The sequence below is a fragment of the Amycolatopsis pigmentata genome (assembly GCF_042684065.1).
In the GTDB taxonomy this organism is placed as follows: domain Bacteria; phylum Actinomycetota; class Actinomycetes; order Mycobacteriales; family Pseudonocardiaceae; genus Amycolatopsis_E; species Amycolatopsis_E pigmentata.
This window is the reverse complement of record NZ_JBHUKR010000019.1, coordinates 16,376-33,007: the sequence shown is the minus strand read 5'-3', so window position 1 is coordinate 33,007 and position 16,632 is coordinate 16,376. Positions and strand designations below refer to the sequence as shown.

The window sequence follows — 16,632 nt, the reverse complement described above, 5'->3', positions numbered from 1 at the left end:
CTACGCTTGCGCCCAGACGGCCGGGAGGAAACCGTTTCTACTTCGGGTTGCGCCGCCGGGCGGCGCCCGTGGTGGCCGCCGACGCGCGGGGCGTCCGCTTGTCGCCGGAAGCCGTCTTCGCTGGGGGCTTCCTGCGTTGCCCGGGGGAACTCGCGGAAGCTTTCCGGGGGACGGCGAACGTCGCCAGTCCGGCATCGATCAGGCGAGCCGCCTTCCGGACGTCGGCGCTGACCGCGCGTTCGACCTGACTCGGTGTGCGCCTGCCGTCCAGATGGGTGCGCAGACTGGCGAACTGGACCTGCCAGAGCCCCACCAGTGCGGTCGCGGCGATCTGCGCTTCGGGATCCTCGGCGCTCGTCCCCGCCCGCTCGGCCAGCACCTCGGCGGCGACGGCCACCAGCCGCACGGACATCTCGTGCTGATACGCCCGCAGCGCGGGGGTGGTCTGGATCATGGCGGTGAACCGGCCGATCTGCACACTGGCCTCGGCGGGATCGTCGTGGGTGGCCAGCCAGGACGTCATGGCGTTCAACTCCGTGCCCAGGATCCGCACGGCCGCCTCCACGGGGCCGATGTCGCGGTCGGCCAGCCCGGTACGCAGCGCGGCCATCGTGGTCTCGGACTGGTCCAGAACCAGCGACTCCTTGGTGGGAAAGTAGTTGAAGACCGTCTTTTCGGACACGTCGCAGGCCCTGGCGATCTCCGCGACGGGAACCGCCTCGAAACCACGCTCGAGGAACATCGCGGTGGCGGTGTCGGTCAACCGCTGCCGCAACTGGCGCTTCTTGCGCTCACGCAGCCCCTCGGTTTCGGCCTCGCCGGCCCCGGACGCCCAGTCCACAGTCTTCACTCGCACGGCTTCAGTGTAAGCCAGCCCGGCCCCGGATTCAGCAACAAAAAATTTTCAGTGACAGGATTTTTCGTGGCACAGGACACACTTGCGCCAGAACATTCAGTCGCAGTAAAGTTACTGCCACGGCGAGTTCAGGGAACGCCGGAGAGGGATCACCACAGCCGCACAAGATCTTCCGGTCATCCGGGGAAGGTCACGGCATACCCGTTCACCTTGTGTCCACGCTATTCGAGAGGGAGCCATCATGACCGTGCAGGACGAGCCACTCGTGCTGATCAACCTGTTCTCCATGCCCGCCGAGATGGTCGACAAGTTCGTGGCCGACTGGGAGCGCAGCACCATGGCGTCCCGGGACGCGAAGGGCTTCCGCGGCACCCGGCTGCACCGTTCCCTCGACCCCGATGCCGAATACCCCGTGGTCAACATCGCCCGCTGGGACTCGGTCGAGGACTGGCAGGCCGCGATCGAGAAGTTCTTCTCGGAACCCCGCGAGGACCACGTAGGAGGAGGGTGGTCCTCCCTCACTCCCCACCCCAACCTCTACACCGTCGTGCACGTGACCGAAGACCCGCAGGCGAAGGCCTGATCCCCCGCACGACTTCACGACAACCAAGGGAAAGGCACGACAATGGCCGTAGACGGCGCGTGGACCATCAAGTTCAAGACCCCCGGCGGGGAACGACAGGCCGACCTGGTGTTCAAGACCGACGGCGAGTCGCTGACCGGAACATTCGACAACGCCGAACTTCAGGAAGGGCACACCGATGGGAAGGATCTCAGCTTCAAGGCCCATCTCACTTCGCCGTTCAAAGTGAAGATCAAGGCCACGGCCACAATCGAAGGCGACACGATCACCGGCAAGGCCAAGGCGGGAATCATGACGATCGCCTTCGCCGGCGCGCGCAAGACGGCGTGACATCGATCGCAGGCCAAGCCGCTGGGGCGCGCTATTCCTAGGGCACCGGCCTCGGCACGGGGGGAAGGACGGTCCGGTCAGCACGAGACCCGCTGGCTGGACCGTCCCCTCGCCGCCTTCGCTCGGAAACGGACGGCGAACCGTCAGCGTCGGATGCCCGCGACGATCGTTTCCCAGTTACGGAAAGCAAAACTCTCGCGTTCGGTGATGCCGGCCGGCGCTTCCTCGACGAAACGCCGCGCGGAGCCGTCACGCTCCCGGTTGAACGGATAGTCGGAGGCGTACATGACGCGTTCCGCCCCCACGGTCTCCACACTCCACCGCAGATACTTGTGGCTGGAGATGCCACCGGGCGTGATGTGGACGTTCGAACGGAAGTACTCCGCGAACGGGCGCTGAAGGTGCGTGACCGCGTCCAGCACACCGATGCGGTCGAGGTAGAACAGGACGACCTCGCCCCAGTGCCCGAGAATCAGCTGGAGATCGGGAAAACGGTCGAACAGCCCCGAGGTGATCATCCGCACCAGGGTCAGCCCCGCGTCGTAGTGCCAGCCGATCGCTCCGGTCGCCAGCAAATCGTTCACGGAGCCGCCGAACCCGCCGTAGTACGCCTGGTTGATCACCGGCAGCGGAGCACGCGGGTGGAGATAGATCGGTGCGCGCAAATCCGCGGCCGCCTCGTAGATATCCCAGAATTCGCTCGCGTCCACACCACGATCGCCCGAACGCGCGTTGACCATCGCCCCGTTGAGCCCCAATTCGGCGACCGCGCGCCGCAGTTCGGCGGCGGCCTCCGCCGGAGCGGGCGTCGCGAGCGTGGCGAAGCCCTGAAGGCGCTCGGGGTGGCGCGCCACGGCAGCGGCGATGGCGTCGTTCGTGGGCGCCTGCAAGGCCACGGCCTCGGCCGCGGACAAGTTCTGCAAGCCTGGCGTCGACAGGGACAGGACCGCGACATCGATCCCGGCGTCGTCCATGGCGGCCAGGCGGCCCTCGTCGAGATCCACCAGCGCCGGAGTGATGTCACTCGCGACGGCCCACTGCATCATCGGCTCGCCGAACCCCGGATCCTGCCGCTTCCACGCCTCCATCACCTCAGTGGTCGCCATGTGCTCTTCCAGAGCGTAGATCCTCGTCAATGGACCTCATTTCCCGAGATGGCTCGGCTCAAGCGACTTGGAAGGACCGCTTGGACAGCCCGAAACGGTAGCCTTCGATCGTTGTCCGGACAGGCACTTCGGCGTCGGTGGCGACCCCGAGGGTGATGAAAGGGCTCGCGCACGAACCGGTCGTAGGCGACCGCGGGATCGGCGGGAGCATTCATTTCGACCCCAAGGGTTCGTGGTGTCGGTGCCGGGCCGGGGTCAGAGCGCGATCACGATCTTGCCCCGGGCACCGCCCGTGGCGAGGGTGGCGAGTCCTTCGGCGGCATGGTCGAGATCGAGGACCTCGGCGACGCTGACCCGCATGGAGCCGTCCGCCACCTTCGCCGCGATCGGGGCGGTGACCTCGCGGGTGGCGCGGGCCATCACCTTGCGGCCGACCAGGCCGGCGCCGGCGAGGGTTTCCTCGTCGGGCCCCATGGTGGTGAAGGAGACCACGCCGCCCTTCTTGACCGCGCCGAGCGGGATCTGCTCGGCGGTGTTGCCCGCGAGGTTGACCAGGGCGTCGACGCCGTCGGTGTAGTGGGCGAGGATCTGGTCGGCCACCGGCCCGGCGGTGAAGTCGACGGTCTTGGCGGCACCCAGTTCGCGGAGCCGCTCGGCATCGGCAGCGGTACCGGTGGCCACGACCTCGACCCGCTGGGCGGCAAGGAGTTGCACCACATAGGAACCGACCCCGCCGGACGCACCGTTGACCAGGACCACGCTCCCGGCACCGACGGTGTCGCTGAGGGCGTCGACGGCCGCCGAGGCCGCGGCGGAGGCGAGCGGAAGCGCCGCGGCGGTGACGAAGTCCAAGCCCTCGGGCAGAACCTCGACACTGGCGGCCGGCAGCACGGCGTACTCGGCGACCGTACCGGCCTGGATCGGCGGGGCCAGGAGCACGTGACCGTAGACCTGGTCACCGACGCGCACGTGGTCGACTCCGGCGCCGACGGCCTCGACGATGCCGGAAGCGTCGCGCCCCACGACGAGCGGGTATTCGTGCGGAATCGTGCCGGACATCGCGCCGGCCGCGAGGATGTTGTCGAGCGGGTTGAGCCCCGCCGCCTTGACGCGGATCAGGACGGTGCCCTCGCCGGCTTCCGGGACCGGGAGGTCGCCGAGAGTGGGCTGGTCTCCGGGGGCGGGAACGTGCAGAGCGCGCATGGTGATCTCCAGTTGCCGAGTGGCGCCAAAACTTCACGCCTGAACTAAAAGCTAGCCATCCGATAGTTCATGGCGCAAGTAATTTCGCAGAGTTTTGGTTCACACGTGAAGCACGTCGGGTAGGCTGACGCCATGGTGGGCACCGAACCGAACTGGCTGAACCAGCAGGAGAAGGAGGCGTGGACGGCCCTGACGAGCGTGCTGACACGCCTGTTACCCGCCCTGAACTCGCAGATCCTGCGCGACTCCGGCATCACGCACTTCGAGTACATCGTGCTGTCGGGCCTCTCCGATGCCCCGGACCGCACGATGCGGATGAGTGACCTCGCCGCCGCCGCGGGAGCGGCGCTCCCCCGGCTCTCCCAGGTGGTCGGCCGGCTGGAGAAGCGAGGTTGGGTGAACCGCCACACCGACCCCGGGGACGGCCGGTGCGTCCTGGTGACCCTGACCGAGTCGGGACGGGACAAGGTGGTGGCGAGCGCGCCCGGACACGTCAACGAAGTACGACGTCTGGTGTTCGACCGGATCACCAAGGCACAGGTCGCGCAGCTGGCCGCGATCGGAAACCGGATCGGCGACACCGGCGACCGCGCGCGATAAGTCGCGTCGGTGCGCGTCGGTGGCGTCAGGTCCGCGCCGCCTCCACACGGCCGATGAAGCCGAGCACGGCGCGGTTGAACTCCTCCGGCTGTTCCCATTGCGCGCAATGGCCGGCATCGGGCATCACCACCAGCTGGGCACCGGGAATGCGGGCGGCGGCCTCCCGCATCACCGGTGGCGGCACGTACAGGTCGGCGCCGCCGACGATCAGCAGCACCGGCGGCGCGAGCCCTCCCAGGCTTGCCCAGGTGATCTCGTTCGAAATGTCCTGGACGACCATCTCGCCGCCGTTGTAGGCCAGCTCGTGGATCCGGCGCCACTCCGCGAGCCCGTCCGGGTTCTCCGCCCGGTAGGTCGGCCCCAGTTCGAGAAAGTCATGCGGCAGGTCCCTGAACCCGGGAAACCGCAACGCCCCCAGGCGTGCCTGCCAGTCCGCATCGGCTATTCCCATGACGCTGCCCGCGATGACCAGGCTGCGCAGGGCGGCCGGGTGCCCGAGGGCGAAGTCGGCCGCGAAGATGCCGCCGGCCGCGACGGCGACCGCGTGGAACGGCCCGAGGTCCAGCACGCTCGCGAGCGCGGCGAGGTCGTCGGCGCCACTGCCCGGCGCCTCCGGCGACGCCGCCGATGAGCGGTAGTGGCCTCGCCGCGAGTAGCCGACCACGCGATAACCGGCCTCGGCGAAGGCCGCCCGCTGGTCCGGCCAGCTGAGCGCCGACCCGGTCCCGGCATGGAGCAGGACAACCGGCGGCCCGTCACCTCCGGTGTCCCAGTACCACAGCTCCCCGCCCGGTATCGCGGCCTTGCCCTCACGGACTTCCGTCATGGGGAAACGCTCCTTCAGCTGTTGTCCGTTCCCGGGCGGCGGGCTGAGCGAGTGTGGTGGTGACCGGTCACGCCGACCGGAGGACGTAGTCGTAGGTGAGGGTGCGGTAGGGCTGGTCGAGGCCGCGGGCGCGGAAGTCGTCCGGGTCCTCGTGCAGGGTGGTGGTCTTGACCGCGGCGGCCGGGATGGAGCCTTCGATCACGCCGTGGACGAGTGGATCGCCGTCGAAGTAGATCTGGGTGGTCAGGGGCAGAAATCCCTCGGCGGAAACGATGGAGTGAATGTGCAAGGGCCGGTCGCCGGGTAGCCGCAGCACCTCGGTGAGGGCGGTGAGCGGGCTGTCCGGCTTGAAGCCGAAGGCTTCCAGGCCGGGCATGACGGTGCGGAACTCGTAGTGCCCGTCGCCGTCGGCGACGACCCTGGCCCGGAGGTTGTACTGGGCCGCCGCCCGCGCTGACCCCGAACACGCCGACGCGGGCCGGGTCGATCCCGAATTCGGCCGACCGTTCACGCATCCAGCGCAGCCCGCGGTAGCAGTCGTTCAGCGGCCCCGGATAGGGCGTCTCCGGGGCGAGCCGGTAGTCGACCGAGACCCCGACACAGTCGAATTTCCGGCACCAGTTCTCGAACAGCGCGTCGTCCACGGCGGCGTTTCCCAGCACGAAGCCGCCCCCGTGGATGGAGAGGATGCACGGCAACGACCCCGTGGCGTCCCGGCGGCGATGAATCCTCAGCCGGACGGCGGGGTCGCCGGGAATCGTCAGATCCGAGTGCCCGACCTCGCCCGAGAACGCGGGGCACGGCGGACTCGCCGCACGAGCCGCCGGAAGCGTCTCCGCGGTCAGGTTCACCACGGCCGGTATCGCCTCCAAGTCCTCCCGCACTCCCGGATCCACCGCTGGAGCACGCATTGGTCCAGTCCTCCCATGTTCGCCTCCGGATCGGGGCGTCGGCGCCGCGCCGCCGGATCGGCCGGCCTCGGGCACCGTCGCTTCGAGACTTTCTTCACTGCGAACCATTCATCGTCAGTGCCGCGAAAGTCAACGAAACGGCTCGGGCGCGGCCGTCACGCTTGTTCTAGCACGAGCAATGGTTGCCCACCGAAGACCCGGATGCCTAACCTCATGCCGGGCACCATTCCGCCGAATTGGTGCCGGAATATTGGCGGCGACGATTCTTTATCCAGCAACACCTCGATATGACTCGCGTCATTGCGGAGCAGCACCTGGGTCAGGACAGCAGCGGGAGCTTGCCGACGATCTTGTCGACCCGGTTGCGGGGTCCCACGATGCTCACGGCGTAGTACTCGACGTCATCAGCCGCCGTTTCCTTGACCGTGCCGAGGTAATCGGCGTAGACGCGCGTGTGCTGGGCGGCCGCGGGCATGTCGGCCACGAAGGTGCCGAGCGAGGAAGCCGCCTTGGCACGGATTTTCGAAAGGGTGGCGGTGTCCGCGGCCAGAATCGTGCAGCCCGCCCAGGGCAGTCCGGGATGGGTGCCCCCATCCGCGTCCACGGCGTCGTCACCGAGAAGCCCGGTCACCTCGCGCGAAGTCGCCGCCGCCACGCAGACCGCGGCGTTGACGGCACGACCGGCCGGAAGGTCCCGGTCGACGACGACCACCCACTTCAGCCGGGCGGCACGGGTCGGGGCGGACTGATCGATCTCTTCCGGCGCGAAGCCGATACCTTCGGGCATTGCCTTGTCCTCTGTTGGTTAATACGGTTCTCGCCCAGCAGAGTAGACGAACGTATGGCCAAGCAGCGGATCATCCGAACTTATGAACAGTCCACCCGGCCGTCGGCGACGGGAACCGAACTTTGTGCGGGAAGACCCGTCGATCAGTGCCCGGATGTCCGGACGGCAGCGGGCGTCAGCGGGCCCGCCGTACCGGTCGGCGGGGCCCGGCGTCGACGGGATCGATCCGGCGGGACTGGACGTGCTCGTAGACCATCGTGGTCTGCACATCGGCCACTTCGCGGCGTTCGGTGAGACGGTCGATGACGAACGCGTAGACACCGTCGAGGTCCGGAACGGCGATGTGGAGGAGGAAGTCGTGGGCGCCGGACGTGACGAACAGCCCGATCGTCTCCGGCAGCCGTGCCGCCCATTCCCGGAACCCCTCGATGATCGCGCGCGCGGGGGGACGGATGCGGACCGCGATGAGAGCCTGGACCGGCCGCCCGATGGCGTTGAGGTCCACCGCCGCGTGATAGCCGGTGATCACGCCGTGCTCGCGCAGCAACCGCACCCGCTCCAGCGAGGTGGACGGCGAAACGCCGACCTTGGCGGCGAGGTCACGGTTGGTCTGCCGGGCATCGTTCTGCAACTCGCGCAACAACACCTGGTCGACCGCATCAACGTCCATGGGTCGCACTATAGACCGTAGAAAATGCGGCGGAACGCCGTGACCGGGAAACTTCCGGCCACGTTACCAATCCGACCGAAAGTAGGCGGACACCTGCTTGGATAGATCCATTTCCGCCGTGGCCTCCGTCGGATTGGTAACGAACGGCACAGTGAAGCATTCACCGCATGCCGGTAGGGGGTGCGGCGCACCCAGGAAGACCACGTCCTGACCGCCGATCGGGGACGCGCGCACGATGGCGTCATGGCTGATCTTTCCTTGGACCACTACCGGCTTCTCGGCCGGTCCGGGCTACGGGTGTCACCGCTGTCGCTGGGAACGATGACCTTCGGCGCGGACTGGGGTTGGGGCGCCGACGACGGCGAGTCCCGGCGGATTTTCGACACCTACGTCGATCGCGGCGGGAACTTCGTCGACACCTCCGTCAACTACACGGACGGTTCGGCGGAGCGGCTGCTGGGCTCCTTCCTGAAGGACAAACGCGACCGGATCGTCGTAGCGACGAAGTTCACCATGGCGCGAGACCCGGAAAACCCGAACTCCGGAGGCAACCACCGGCTCAATCTCCTCCGTTCCGTCGAGACAAGTCTCCGGCAGCTCGACACCGACCGCATCGACCTGCTGTATCTCCACGGCTGGGACTTCACCACCGCACCGGAGGAGGTGATGCGCGGCCTCGACGACCTGGTGCGCGCCGGCAAGGTCGTCTATCTGGGCATCTCCAACACCCCGGCCTGGCGAGTGGCGCAGATGCAGACACTGGCCGACCTGCGCGGCTGGTCACCGCTGGTGGCGCTGGAAATCGAGTACAGCCTCGTCGAGCGAACCGTGGAGCACGAGCTGATTCCGATGGCCGCCGGGCTCGGCCTCGGTGTGGTGCCGTGGTCTCCGCTGGGCGGGGGCATTTTGACCGGCAAATACGGGACGACCGATCTGGCCGCGGCGGCGGGCGGCGGGGTGCCGGGGTCCCGCAAGGGTGTCATCGCCTCGTCGGGCCACCTCAACGAACGGGCACTGGCGGTCGCCGGAGCGGTCCGCGAGGTGGCGGACGAGATCGGGGTTCCGGCGTCACAGGTCGCGATCGCGTGGACCCTGCTCAATCCGGCCGTCGCGTCGACCATCATCGGTGCCCGCACCCTGCGGCAGGCCGAGGACAACCTGGACGCGCTCGCGGTGCGCCTGAGCGAGGAACAGCGGGCCCGGCTCGACCAGGCCAGCGCCCCGAACCTGATCTTCCCTCACCGGTTCCTGGCCAGGCCGATGGTGCACCAGCTCATCTTCGGCAAGACAACCGTCCACAAAGGACACCAGTGAGCAGGTAGGTGATGTCGCTACCTGGTCGCGCGCTGCCGGAGTTCGGCCAGGTAGTGTCTATGACGTGCGCGCCGCCGCGGCCAAGATGGCCGCGCAAGCGCCCTGGTGGCGGCCAGGCTAGGTGTCCGGCTACCACGTGCTCAACTACGGCCATCTCATCGGCGAACTGGTGTACCGCGTGACCGGCCCGTCGCTGCGGGAATTCGTCCACCGGCACCTCGCCGCGCCGCTGGGCGCCGATTTCCAGATCGGGCTGCGCACCAGCGACCACGGCCGCGTGGCCGACGTCATCACGCCGACGCTCGACTTCGATCCCTCGGCACTCGATCACGACACCGTCGCCTACAAGACCTTCACCGGCCCCTCCTTCAGCGCGGACGTGGCCGACACCCCGGCCTGGCGCGCGGCCGAACTGGGTGCCGCCAACGGGCACGGGAACGCCCAGTCGGTGGCCGAAATCCTCTCCCCCATCGCCCGCGCGGGCGCCGCCGCGCACGGCCGGCTCCTCAAACCCGGCACCATCGACCTCATCTTCGACGAGCAGTCCAACGGCACCGACCTTGTCAACGGACTCCATCTGAGGTGGGGCAACGGATTCGCGCTGCCCCACCCCCGTACCGCCGCCTGGATCCCCGAGGGCCGCATCGCGTTCTGGGGTGGGTGGGGCGGCTCGATGGCGATCATGGACCTCGACCGGCGCGTCACGATCAGCTACGTCATGAACAACATGGGAGCCGACATCCTGGGCTCACCACGGGCCGCGGCCTACCTCACCGCCATCTACCACGCCCTCGACGGCGAAAAGCGTGCCTGAGTAGCCGCGGGCTTCACGGCCGTTGCCTTTTGTTCTTTTCAGACGGCGATGGCGAGGCGTTCGGCGGCTCGCTTGGCGACTTGCGAGAGCGGTTCGGTCAGCGCCATGGCGTGCGCGCGTGCCAAGGAGGTGAGCTCGGGCCCCGCCTTTTCCGGCGTCCCGACGTCGAACAGCGGTTCGGGGGAATACTCGGCCTGCAGAATGGCTTCGCGCGCCATGTCGTCCCCGTAGATGTCCTGAATGAGCCGGAAAGCGATCTCGAAACCCCCGGTGGCGGGGCCGGCGGTGATACGGTTCCGATCTTCGACGACATTCCCGGGCACATAGGTGGCGCCGAAGTACGGAAGCAGGTCCACCCCCAGGAAGTTGGTGGTGGCGCGGTAACCGCGCAACAGGCCCGCGGCGCCCAGGAGCAGCGAACCGGCGCAGGACCCGGCCACCCAGCGGGCGCGGCTGCCGCGGTCGGCCAGGAATTCCAGGGTTTCGGTGTCTTCGAACACCTCGGCGGGGACCGCTCCGGCGTAAAGGATGTCGAGATCACGGGGGCAGTCGTCGAACGTGGTGGTCGGCCGGGTGGGAAAGGTCGGAAAACCCATGACCTCGTCGAGGTTCTTCCACACCAGGTGCAGGCGCACACCGGGAATGATGCCGAGTGCGGTGTGCGGGCCGATGATGTCGACCGGGTTGTAACCGGGAGCCACCAGAATGGCCATCTCGACGGGCTTCAAATCGCCGTCCAAATCGAGTTTCATCGTGCCGGGTTCGGACATGCTGTCTTCCTTACTGGGAGGTGGAGCACCGACGCTATCGGCGGTGCTCCACCCGAGGAATTTCCTGGATTGCCAGGTTCCAACGGATTCTCGCCAGCAGGTCGGCCGATGCGAACCGGCGATGGACAAAATGGTCCCGGCATCATCGGAGCTGGCCGATCCGACACCTCCATCACCGCGATGTGTCATCGGAGGGCCTGGTCGACCAGATCGTCGATCAGGCTCTCCGGAACCGGCGCCGTCCGCAGCACGGCGAGGTAGATCAGCGGGCCGATCAGTGCCGCCGCCGCGGCGCGTGGATCGCGCGGTCCGGAGATCTCCCCGGCGTCCGCGGCGAGGGTGAACGCGGCATCGAGCCGCTGCTCGAGTTCGGCAAGGAACCCGTCGCGGTGGCCGGCAAGGTCCTCGTCCCACTGGGACCGCTGCATCAGGGTCAGCGTTGTCGCCCGCACGGCGGGCTCGGTCAGGTCGTCGGCGAGCGCACGCAGGCTGGTCCGAAGCCAATCCCGGACCGGACTGGTCGGATCACGGAAGAAGGGAAGTTCGGTCGCGAGCACCGCGTCGAGTAACAGTTGCTCGACACGCGGCCAGTGGCGGTACACGGTGGCACGCGCGACCTGCGCCTCGGCCGCGACTCGTTGGTGCGTCACGGCACCGGGCCCCTCGCGGCTCAACAGTGCCGCGGCCGCCTCCCGGATCGCCACCTGGCTGCGGACGAAGCGCGGGTCAGGATCCGATCGGGACTGTGAGACATCTTGCCGCATAGATGTCAGTATGACACTCTCGGAAACTACGAGACAAAACGTCTCTTAGCGAGGAGTGCACGTTGTCGGACCGAAGCACCAGCGGGCGCCGAGTCCTCGTGCTGGGTGCCACCGGGGGAACCGGCCGGGAGGTCGTGGCTCAGGCACTGGCGGCCGACCACCAGGTCACCGCGTTCGTGCGGCGGACATCGGCCCTTCCGGCGCATCCGTTGCTCGAGACCGTGGTGGGGGATCCCATCGGGGATGTCGCGGCCCTGGCGGCGGCAGCGAAAGGACACGATGCCGTGATTTCCGCGCTGGGCAACGCGTTGTCGATCAGAGACGGGCGGCAGCCGAAGATCCTCGGCCGGGCGACCCGGACCCTGACCGCGGTTCTGGACAAGGCCGGCGTGTCGCGCGTGGTCATCATGCTCAGCTATGGCAGCGGTGCGACCGCACCCATGGCGCCGCTGCCGATCCGGCTGCTGGGCGCGACGCTGCTGCGCACCGATTTCGCCGACCTCGGCCGGGCCTCGGACGCACTGACATCGTCCGGTTTGGACTGGACGGTGTGTCATTTCGGTGCCCTCACGGTGGGTCCGCGCACCGGGCAGGCCACCGTGTCCGCGGCGCTGACCCGGCCCGCCACCTACCGGGTCCGCCGCGCGGACCTGGCCGGCATCCTGCTGGAACTGGCGCTCACCGGCGCCTACTCGAAACAGGCCGTCGTGGTCAGCGGCCCCACATCCGCACCCGGTGCCCGATCATGACCGGGGACCTTGCCGGGCGCACGATCGTGGTGACCGGATCGAGCTCCGGCACCGGTGCCGCGGCCGCCCGCATCTTCGCCGCCCGTGGCGCCACGGTCGCGGTGGTAGGCCGATCCCCGCGACGAACCCACGCGGTGGCCGAGGAAATCGGCGCGTCGGCGCACGTGGCCGACTTCGCACGACTGGCCGACGTGCGCCGCCTCGCCTCCGAACTACGCGAGGCCCATCCGGTCATCCACGTGCTGGCCGGCAATGCGGGCGGGGCCATCCCCGCCACCACCGCGACCGAAGACGGCGTCGAACCCAACTACCAGGTCAACGCACTGGCTCCGATTCTGCTGATCACCTTGCTCACTCCCGCTCTGCAAGCCGGAAACGGGCGCATCGTCTCCACGTCGTCGCGCTCGCACAAAGGCGCGACACTCGACGCGGCACGCGTCGGCGCACAACTCGACGACGTCCGGGGACTCACCCCGCACCGGCGTTACGCCCGTGCCAAACTCGCCGCGCTGCTGCTGCACCGCGCCTACGCCACCCGTCGGCCCGATGTGCCGATCGCCGACTTCCACCCCGGCATAGTCGCCACCGACTTCGGCCGCTACCTCGGCACCCTCGGTGCGGTCGCCAAGGTGGTCTCCGCACCGTTCCTGGCCTCCCCCCACACGGCCGCGGAAAGGCTGGTGCACCTGGCCACCACCACCGACCCCATCGCCGGCGGCTATTTCCACCACACGATTCCCGCGGCACCCAACCCGCTCGCCCTCGACCCGCGGCTCGCCGACGCCGTGTGGGCGGACGCGAACGCACGGCTCGGCCACGCCCTCGATCGCTCGTGACGGGAACTGGCTTCACCACGGCATTCCGCTGACGAAGCAGGCCACCCCGCGCGAGGCGAGGTGGCCTGTGAGTGGGACGAACCCCTCAGCGACGGGCGGGCAGGATTTCCCAGGTCACGTTGTCTCCGTGCTGCTGGGTCCAGAACAACCGCCAGCCGTCCGCCAGCGGGGTGGGCGTCAGCGCGCCGAGGATGCCCCGGGGCGTCGGGTCACCGTTGGACATGTGGATTCCCGTGATCTCGTTGTCGCCGTCGTTCTGGAAACCGCTGTAGGCGGACAAGGCGGAATCGAGAGTGGCCGACGGGTCCCGTCCTTCAGCGAGGAACCGCACCGGCTGGGCACCGTGGGAATAGTCCGTGCGAAGATCGAACGCGTACGCGGAGTCCAGCGCGGACCGCTGGGTGTGCAGGGTGTCGCCGGCGTCTTCCACGAAGGCGATGTGGTCCGCGTCGAGGAAGGTGACGTTGTCCAGACCAGTATGGGCCTTGTCTCCGTTGTAGACCAGGGACAGGGTGCCGGTGTCCGCCTTCGGGTCGGTCTGGGCCAGCTTGAGGACGCTGCCCCAGCCGCCGAAGCCGTTGTTGGCGGTGCTGTCGGCGTTGGTGTCACCGGTCTCGTCGAAGTAGAACTCACGGAAGCCGGTGCCCGGCCGGAACTGGCCGTTTTCCGGACGCTTGAACGGTGTCGCCTTCGCCGCCTTGGCCAGCGCGTTGGCATCGAAGGCCTGGCCGGAGGCGTCCGTCGCGGTGTCATGGATGGTCACCCACCGGGTGTCGAACGACAGACCGTAGGTGTGCAGGTCCTTCATGTCGTCGGAGAACGCCCCGCCGCTGGGGTGCGCGGCGTCGATCGGCTGGAACCCGATCGGCTGACCGCTGCGGCGCGAGACCACCTGCAGCGCCTGCAACTTGCCGTGCTTGAGGTCGCCCTTGTCGGCCGGCACGAACCGGTACACGAAGCTGTTCGGCAGCTTCGCCTTGTCGCCGGGCACCGTCGCCCCGCCGGAGTCCTCGACCACCCAGACGTTGCCCGCCGAGTCGTTCTGGATGCCTTCGTACCCGCCACGGCCCAGCGCCGCCGAGATGTCTTCGACCTGCGAGTCCGGGCCGGCCGTGGCCTGCCACACCCCGCCCTGGTTGCCGTTTTCGGCGGTGAACAGCAAGCGCTGCGCCCACGGGTCCCAGGTCGAACCGTCGAACACGGGCAGCGGGGTGCCGTTGGTGGTCTTCGTGGCCAGCAGGGTCACGCGGTGCGCCGCGTCCGCGTCGAGGTTGATGCGGGTGATGTAGCCGGTCTTTCCGGCCTCGTGGCCCTGGAACACGAAGTGCGTCCCGTAGTCGTAGTGCGGGTCCGCGCCGCGCTGCCCGTGCAGCACCAGGTAGGTGTTCTTGTCCGGCTCGGTCTTCGATGCCTCGACCGTGTGACCGGCGGCCGGAAGATCTCCCGGCGCGGGCAGCAGCGGGCCGTCCCCGCGGTAGCCGTAGTACGGCACGTCCGCGGTCGGGTTCTCGAGCTTCATCGAGCCCTGGGCCATCGCCTGCTCGACCAGTTCCGGTGACAGCACGTTGGGGCTGGTGAGTCCCACGGCCTTGGGATTGGCGGGCACGTCGGTCAGCCGGAGGCCGGCCGCCCCCGGGCGATCATGCGCATCGTGCCCGTCCGCGCCCTGCGCCCACGCGCCCACAGCCACCACGCCGGCCAGGGTCACGGACCCGACCGCACCGGCGACCGCGACTCTGGCCACCAGCCGTCTGCTCGACCTCATGATCTCAAAGCCTCCAAGAATTGAATGACGAAGTCAGGGAGAGTCAAGGCCGGGAAGGACACCGGGAACGGACGCCCCGGTGAAGCGTCCGGGTACAGAAGCCCAACAATCGGGACTTTCCGTGTGAAAGCACGGCAAACCGGGCGCAGTAGGAAAGCGCCTCACAGGAGCGCGTTGGAGCGCGGTGTCGTGCGTGCTCCAGGGCCGATCTCACGCTGGTTCACTATCCTGGGCTTTACCTCTTTGCGGAGGAATGCCCCCAGCTCATCACCGGGGCAACGCGAAGAGACCGACTTGGCGAATGAGGCACCGATGACCGCAACCTTCGGGACGATGCTTCGGCAATTCCGCCAGGACGCCGGACTATCCCAACCCGTTCTTGCCCGGCACGCCCACATCTCCCAGTCGACACTCTCGCGCTACGAAACCGGCCTCCAAGCTGTCGAGCCCGACATCGCCGCCCGGCTCGACGAGTTGCTGCACGCCAACGGCGCGCTGCTGGCACTGCTCCCCAGTGTCGACCCGGAGGACACCGCGATCGGGCACGAGCAGACCGCCCTGCTGCGCGAGACGGCCGCGTTCATCTATGACACGACGCCTGACCTGGCCGCGACGATCGCCGAGCACACCCACCAGTTTCAGCGGCTGGACGACTACGTAGGAGGTCGCGAGCTGTATGCGGCAATCCGTCGCATCCTCGATGCCGCCGATCACGCCTGCCGCGACGAGCCGGTGGCACTGCCGAACTTGTCCGAACTGGGTCAGATCGGTGGATGGATCGCTTCGGACGCGGGCAAGCGCGACACCGCGACGCGGCATTATCTCGACGCTGCCAAAGCCGCACACGAGGCTGACCGGCGCGACCTCGGCGCGTCCGCGCTGTCCAGCCTTTCCTACCAGATGGCGAACGCAGACAACATGGCCGACCGGGCCGAGGCGGTCTTGCTGGCCTCCTCGGTGGCGACACGCGCCGAAGGGATCGGACGTGCGCTCCTGCTCGATCGGCTCGCGTGGGCACACGCGCGGGTCGGCGACGCCGAGGGCGCCCTCCGGATACTGGACCAGGTCGACGAGGTGTTCACCGGCGCGACCGAGCCCGCCCCGTCGTGGGCATATTGGCTCGATCAGGACGAGATCACGGTTATGCGTGGTCGCTGCATGGTCGAGTTGAATCAGCCGGGCGCCGCGATCGACCTGCTGGGTGCGGCCCTGGACCGGTACGACCCGAACCGTGCCCGCGAACGCGGTCTCTACACCACCTACCTGGCGGAAGCACTGGTCAAAGCCGGTGACACCACGGAAGCGAGGCGCCTGCTCGAAAGCACACCGGACGCCAAGAGTGCACGGCTTGACGAACGCCTCCACATCCTGAGCTGAGCCGCGCCTATGCGTCTTCCTATCCGCATAGCTCGCCTCCTTCACCCGATGTGATCGGCGGTCGATCCTCGGAGCATCGGCAGAGCGGCAGAGCGGCCCGGATCTGGCCCCGTTCGACCGGATCATCTCGACCGCGTCCGTCCAGATGGGACACCTGCCGTATGCGTGGGTGGAGCAGACCCGTCCGGGCGGAGCGATCGTGGCACCGATGCGCGCCGCGTTGTCCTCGGGCCCGCTGGTGGTGTTCGAAGTGAACGCGGACGGCACCGCGATCGGCCACGCGGCGCCGATGGGTGTGGGGTTCATGGAACTCCGTGCGCAGCGGACACCGTCGGCCGCCGGTGTGGACTGGGCCGATGACCGCGGCGAGA

At 68.2% G+C, this 16,632-nt stretch carries 18 protein-coding genes and 2 pseudogenes; 9 read left to right on the top strand and 11 right to left on the bottom strand.

What is annotated here, in order from left to right:
* Positions 1–37: 37 nt before the first annotated feature.
* Entirely contained in the window at positions 38–856 is an 819-nt protein-coding gene (locus ACFSXZ_RS29495; RefSeq protein WP_378268544.1) for a TetR/AcrR family transcriptional regulator, read from the bottom strand.
* Positions 857–1,097: 241 nt separating this feature from the next.
* Between ACFSXZ_RS29495 and ACFSXZ_RS29490 the strand changes: the two genes are divergently transcribed.
* Entirely contained in the window at positions 1,098–1,439 is a 342-nt protein-coding gene (locus tag ACFSXZ_RS29490; protein ID WP_378268543.1) for an antibiotic biosynthesis monooxygenase family protein, read from the top strand.
* Between the two features lie 42 nt (positions 1,440–1,481).
* A complete protein-coding gene (locus tag ACFSXZ_RS29485) occupies positions 1,482–1,769 on the top strand; it encodes a hypothetical protein (RefSeq protein WP_378268542.1) in 288 nt (95 codons plus the stop codon).
* 143 nt (positions 1,770–1,912) lie between these two features.
* Here ACFSXZ_RS29485 and ACFSXZ_RS29480 read toward each other — a convergent pair whose 3' ends face one another.
* Positions 1,913–2,905, bottom strand: coding sequence for an amidohydrolase family protein (locus ACFSXZ_RS29480; protein ID WP_378268541.1), 993 nt, complete (start codon positions 2,903–2,905; stop codon positions 1,913–1,915).
* A gap of 225 nt (positions 2,906–3,130) precedes the next feature.
* Positions 3,131–4,078 carry an NADP-dependent oxidoreductase gene (locus ACFSXZ_RS29475; protein ID WP_378268540.1) on the bottom strand — a complete coding sequence of 316 codons (948 nt, stop codon included), beginning with the start codon at positions 4,076–4,078 and terminating at the stop codon, positions 3,131–3,133.
* Between the two features lie 132 nt (positions 4,079–4,210).
* Between ACFSXZ_RS29475 and ACFSXZ_RS29470 the strand changes: the two genes are divergently transcribed.
* A complete protein-coding gene (locus ACFSXZ_RS29470; RefSeq protein WP_378268539.1) occupies positions 4,211–4,678 on the top strand; it encodes a MarR family winged helix-turn-helix transcriptional regulator in 468 nt (155 codons plus the stop codon).
* Positions 4,679–4,703: 25 nt separating this feature from the next.
* Here the strand turns inward: ACFSXZ_RS29470 and ACFSXZ_RS29465 are convergent, their stop codons facing one another.
* The 5 genes and pseudogenes from ACFSXZ_RS29465 to ACFSXZ_RS29445 all read right to left on the bottom strand — a co-directional run bounded on the left by ACFSXZ_RS29465 (position 4,704) and on the right by ACFSXZ_RS29445 (position 7,872).
* On the bottom strand, positions 4,704–5,504 hold the full coding sequence (locus tag ACFSXZ_RS29465; protein ID WP_378268537.1) for an alpha/beta fold hydrolase: 801 nt from the start codon (positions 5,502–5,504) through the stop codon (positions 4,704–4,706).
* A 67-nt stretch (positions 5,505–5,571) separates the two neighbouring features.
* Entirely contained in the window at positions 5,572–6,015 is a 444-nt protein-coding gene (locus ACFSXZ_RS29460; RefSeq protein ID WP_378268535.1) for a dioxygenase family protein, read from the bottom strand.
* A pseudogene (locus tag ACFSXZ_RS29455) lies at positions 5,999–6,415 on the bottom strand (alpha/beta hydrolase); the annotation flags it as partial. The pseudogene ACFSXZ_RS29455 and the gene ACFSXZ_RS29460, both read right to left, overlap by 17 nt.
* Before the next feature lie 319 nt (positions 6,416–6,734).
* Complete coding sequence (locus ACFSXZ_RS29450) at positions 6,735–7,202, bottom strand: DUF2000 domain-containing protein (protein WP_378268533.1); 468 nt, start codon at positions 7,200–7,202, stop codon at positions 6,735–6,737.
* Positions 7,203–7,377: 175 nt separating this feature from the next.
* Positions 7,378–7,872, bottom strand: a complete 495-nt coding sequence (locus ACFSXZ_RS29445; RefSeq protein WP_378268532.1) for an Lrp/AsnC family transcriptional regulator — start codon at positions 7,870–7,872, stop codon at positions 7,378–7,380.
* A gap of 243 nt (positions 7,873–8,115) precedes the next feature.
* Between ACFSXZ_RS29445 and ACFSXZ_RS29440 the strand changes: the two genes are divergently transcribed.
* A complete protein-coding gene (locus ACFSXZ_RS29440) occupies positions 8,116–9,186 on the top strand; it encodes an aldo/keto reductase (protein WP_378268530.1) in 1,071 nt (356 codons plus the stop codon).
* A gap of 121 nt (positions 9,187–9,307) precedes the next feature.
* Positions 9,308–10,000 (top strand): serine hydrolase, encoded by a 693-nt coding sequence (locus ACFSXZ_RS29435; protein WP_378268528.1) that lies wholly within the window; start codon positions 9,308–9,310, stop codon positions 9,998–10,000.
* Positions 10,001–10,038: 38 nt separating this feature from the next.
* Here ACFSXZ_RS29435 and ACFSXZ_RS29430 read toward each other — a convergent pair whose 3' ends face one another.
* On the bottom strand, positions 10,039–10,770 hold the full coding sequence (locus tag ACFSXZ_RS29430) for a DJ-1/PfpI family protein (RefSeq protein ID WP_378268527.1): 732 nt from the start codon (positions 10,768–10,770) through the stop codon (positions 10,039–10,041).
* Positions 10,771–10,955: 185 nt separating this feature from the next.
* Positions 10,956–11,534 carry a TetR/AcrR family transcriptional regulator gene (locus tag ACFSXZ_RS29425; protein WP_378268525.1) on the bottom strand — a complete coding sequence of 193 codons (579 nt, stop codon included), beginning with the start codon at positions 11,532–11,534 and terminating at the stop codon, positions 10,956–10,958.
* A gap of 62 nt (positions 11,535–11,596) precedes the next feature.
* On the opposite strand from ACFSXZ_RS29425, the gene ACFSXZ_RS29420 reads away from it, so the two are divergent.
* Both ACFSXZ_RS29420 and ACFSXZ_RS29415 read left to right on the top strand, forming a co-directional pair.
* Positions 11,597–12,283: an NAD(P)-dependent oxidoreductase gene (locus tag ACFSXZ_RS29420; protein ID WP_378268523.1), complete on the top strand. Its 687-nt coding sequence runs from the start codon at positions 11,597–11,599 to the stop codon at positions 12,281–12,283.
* Positions 12,280–13,119 carry an SDR family NAD(P)-dependent oxidoreductase gene (locus tag ACFSXZ_RS29415; RefSeq protein WP_378268522.1) on the top strand — a complete coding sequence of 280 codons (840 nt, stop codon included), beginning with the start codon at positions 12,280–12,282 and terminating at the stop codon, positions 13,117–13,119. The genes ACFSXZ_RS29420 and ACFSXZ_RS29415 overlap by 4 nt, the downstream gene beginning before the upstream one ends.
* Positions 13,120–13,204: 85 nt before the next feature.
* Here ACFSXZ_RS29415 and ACFSXZ_RS29410 read toward each other — a convergent pair whose 3' ends face one another.
* The gene (locus ACFSXZ_RS29410; RefSeq protein ID WP_378268520.1) at positions 13,205–14,884 is read right to left on the bottom strand and encodes an alkaline phosphatase PhoX; all 1,680 of its coding nucleotides are present in this window, start codon (positions 14,882–14,884) and stop codon (positions 13,205–13,207) included.
* A 312-nt stretch (positions 14,885–15,196) separates the two neighbouring features.
* On the opposite strand from ACFSXZ_RS29410, the gene ACFSXZ_RS29405 reads away from it, so the two are divergent.
* On the top strand, positions 15,197–16,261 hold the full coding sequence (locus ACFSXZ_RS29405; RefSeq protein WP_378268518.1) for a helix-turn-helix domain-containing protein: 1,065 nt from the start codon (positions 15,197–15,199) through the stop codon (positions 16,259–16,261).
* Between the two features lie 64 nt (positions 16,262–16,325).
* A pseudogene (locus ACFSXZ_RS29400) lies at positions 16,326–16,529 on the top strand (hypothetical protein); the annotation flags it as partial.
* Positions 16,530–16,632 lie beyond the last annotated feature (103 nt).

Excerpts from the sequence above, each read along its gene's own strand:
- ACFSXZ_RS29465 (WP_378268537.1), bottom strand. The coding sequence starts at position 5,504 with ATGACGGAAGTCCGTGAGGGCAAGGCCGCGATACCGGGCGGGGAGCTG.
- ACFSXZ_RS29410 (WP_378268520.1), bottom strand. The coding sequence starts at position 14,884 with ATGAGGTCGAGCAGACGGCTGGTGGCCAGAGTCGCGGTCGCCGGTGCG.
- ACFSXZ_RS29440 (WP_378268530.1), top strand. The coding sequence starts at position 8,116 with ATGGCTGATCTTTCCTTGGACCACTACCGGCTTCTCGGCCGGTCCGGG.
- ACFSXZ_RS29450 (WP_378268533.1), bottom strand. The coding sequence starts at position 7,202 with ATGCCCGAAGGTATCGGCTTCGCGCCGGAAGAGATCGATCAGTCCGCC.
- ACFSXZ_RS29490 (WP_378268543.1), top strand. The coding sequence starts at position 1,098 with ATGACCGTGCAGGACGAGCCACTCGTGCTGATCAACCTGTTCTCCATG.
- ACFSXZ_RS29445 (WP_378268532.1), bottom strand. The coding sequence starts at position 7,872 with ATGGACGTTGATGCGGTCGACCAGGTGTTGTTGCGCGAGTTGCAGAAC.
- ACFSXZ_RS29425 (WP_378268525.1), bottom strand. The coding sequence starts at position 11,534 with ATGCGGCAAGATGTCTCACAGTCCCGATCGGATCCTGACCCGCGCTTC.
- ACFSXZ_RS29485 (WP_378268542.1), top strand. The coding sequence starts at position 1,482 with ATGGCCGTAGACGGCGCGTGGACCATCAAGTTCAAGACCCCCGGCGGG.
- ACFSXZ_RS29415 (WP_378268522.1), top strand. The coding sequence starts at position 12,280 with ATGACCGGGGACCTTGCCGGGCGCACGATCGTGGTGACCGGATCGAGC.
- ACFSXZ_RS29430 (WP_378268527.1), bottom strand. The coding sequence starts at position 10,770 with ATGTCCGAACCCGGCACGATGAAACTCGATTTGGACGGCGATTTGAAG.
- ACFSXZ_RS29405 (WP_378268518.1), top strand. The coding sequence starts at position 15,197 with ATGACCGCAACCTTCGGGACGATGCTTCGGCAATTCCGCCAGGACGCC.
- ACFSXZ_RS29470 (WP_378268539.1), top strand. The coding sequence starts at position 4,211 with ATGGTGGGCACCGAACCGAACTGGCTGAACCAGCAGGAGAAGGAGGCG.
- ACFSXZ_RS29475 (WP_378268540.1), bottom strand. The coding sequence starts at position 4,078 with ATGCGCGCTCTGCACGTTCCCGCCCCCGGAGACCAGCCCACTCTCGGC.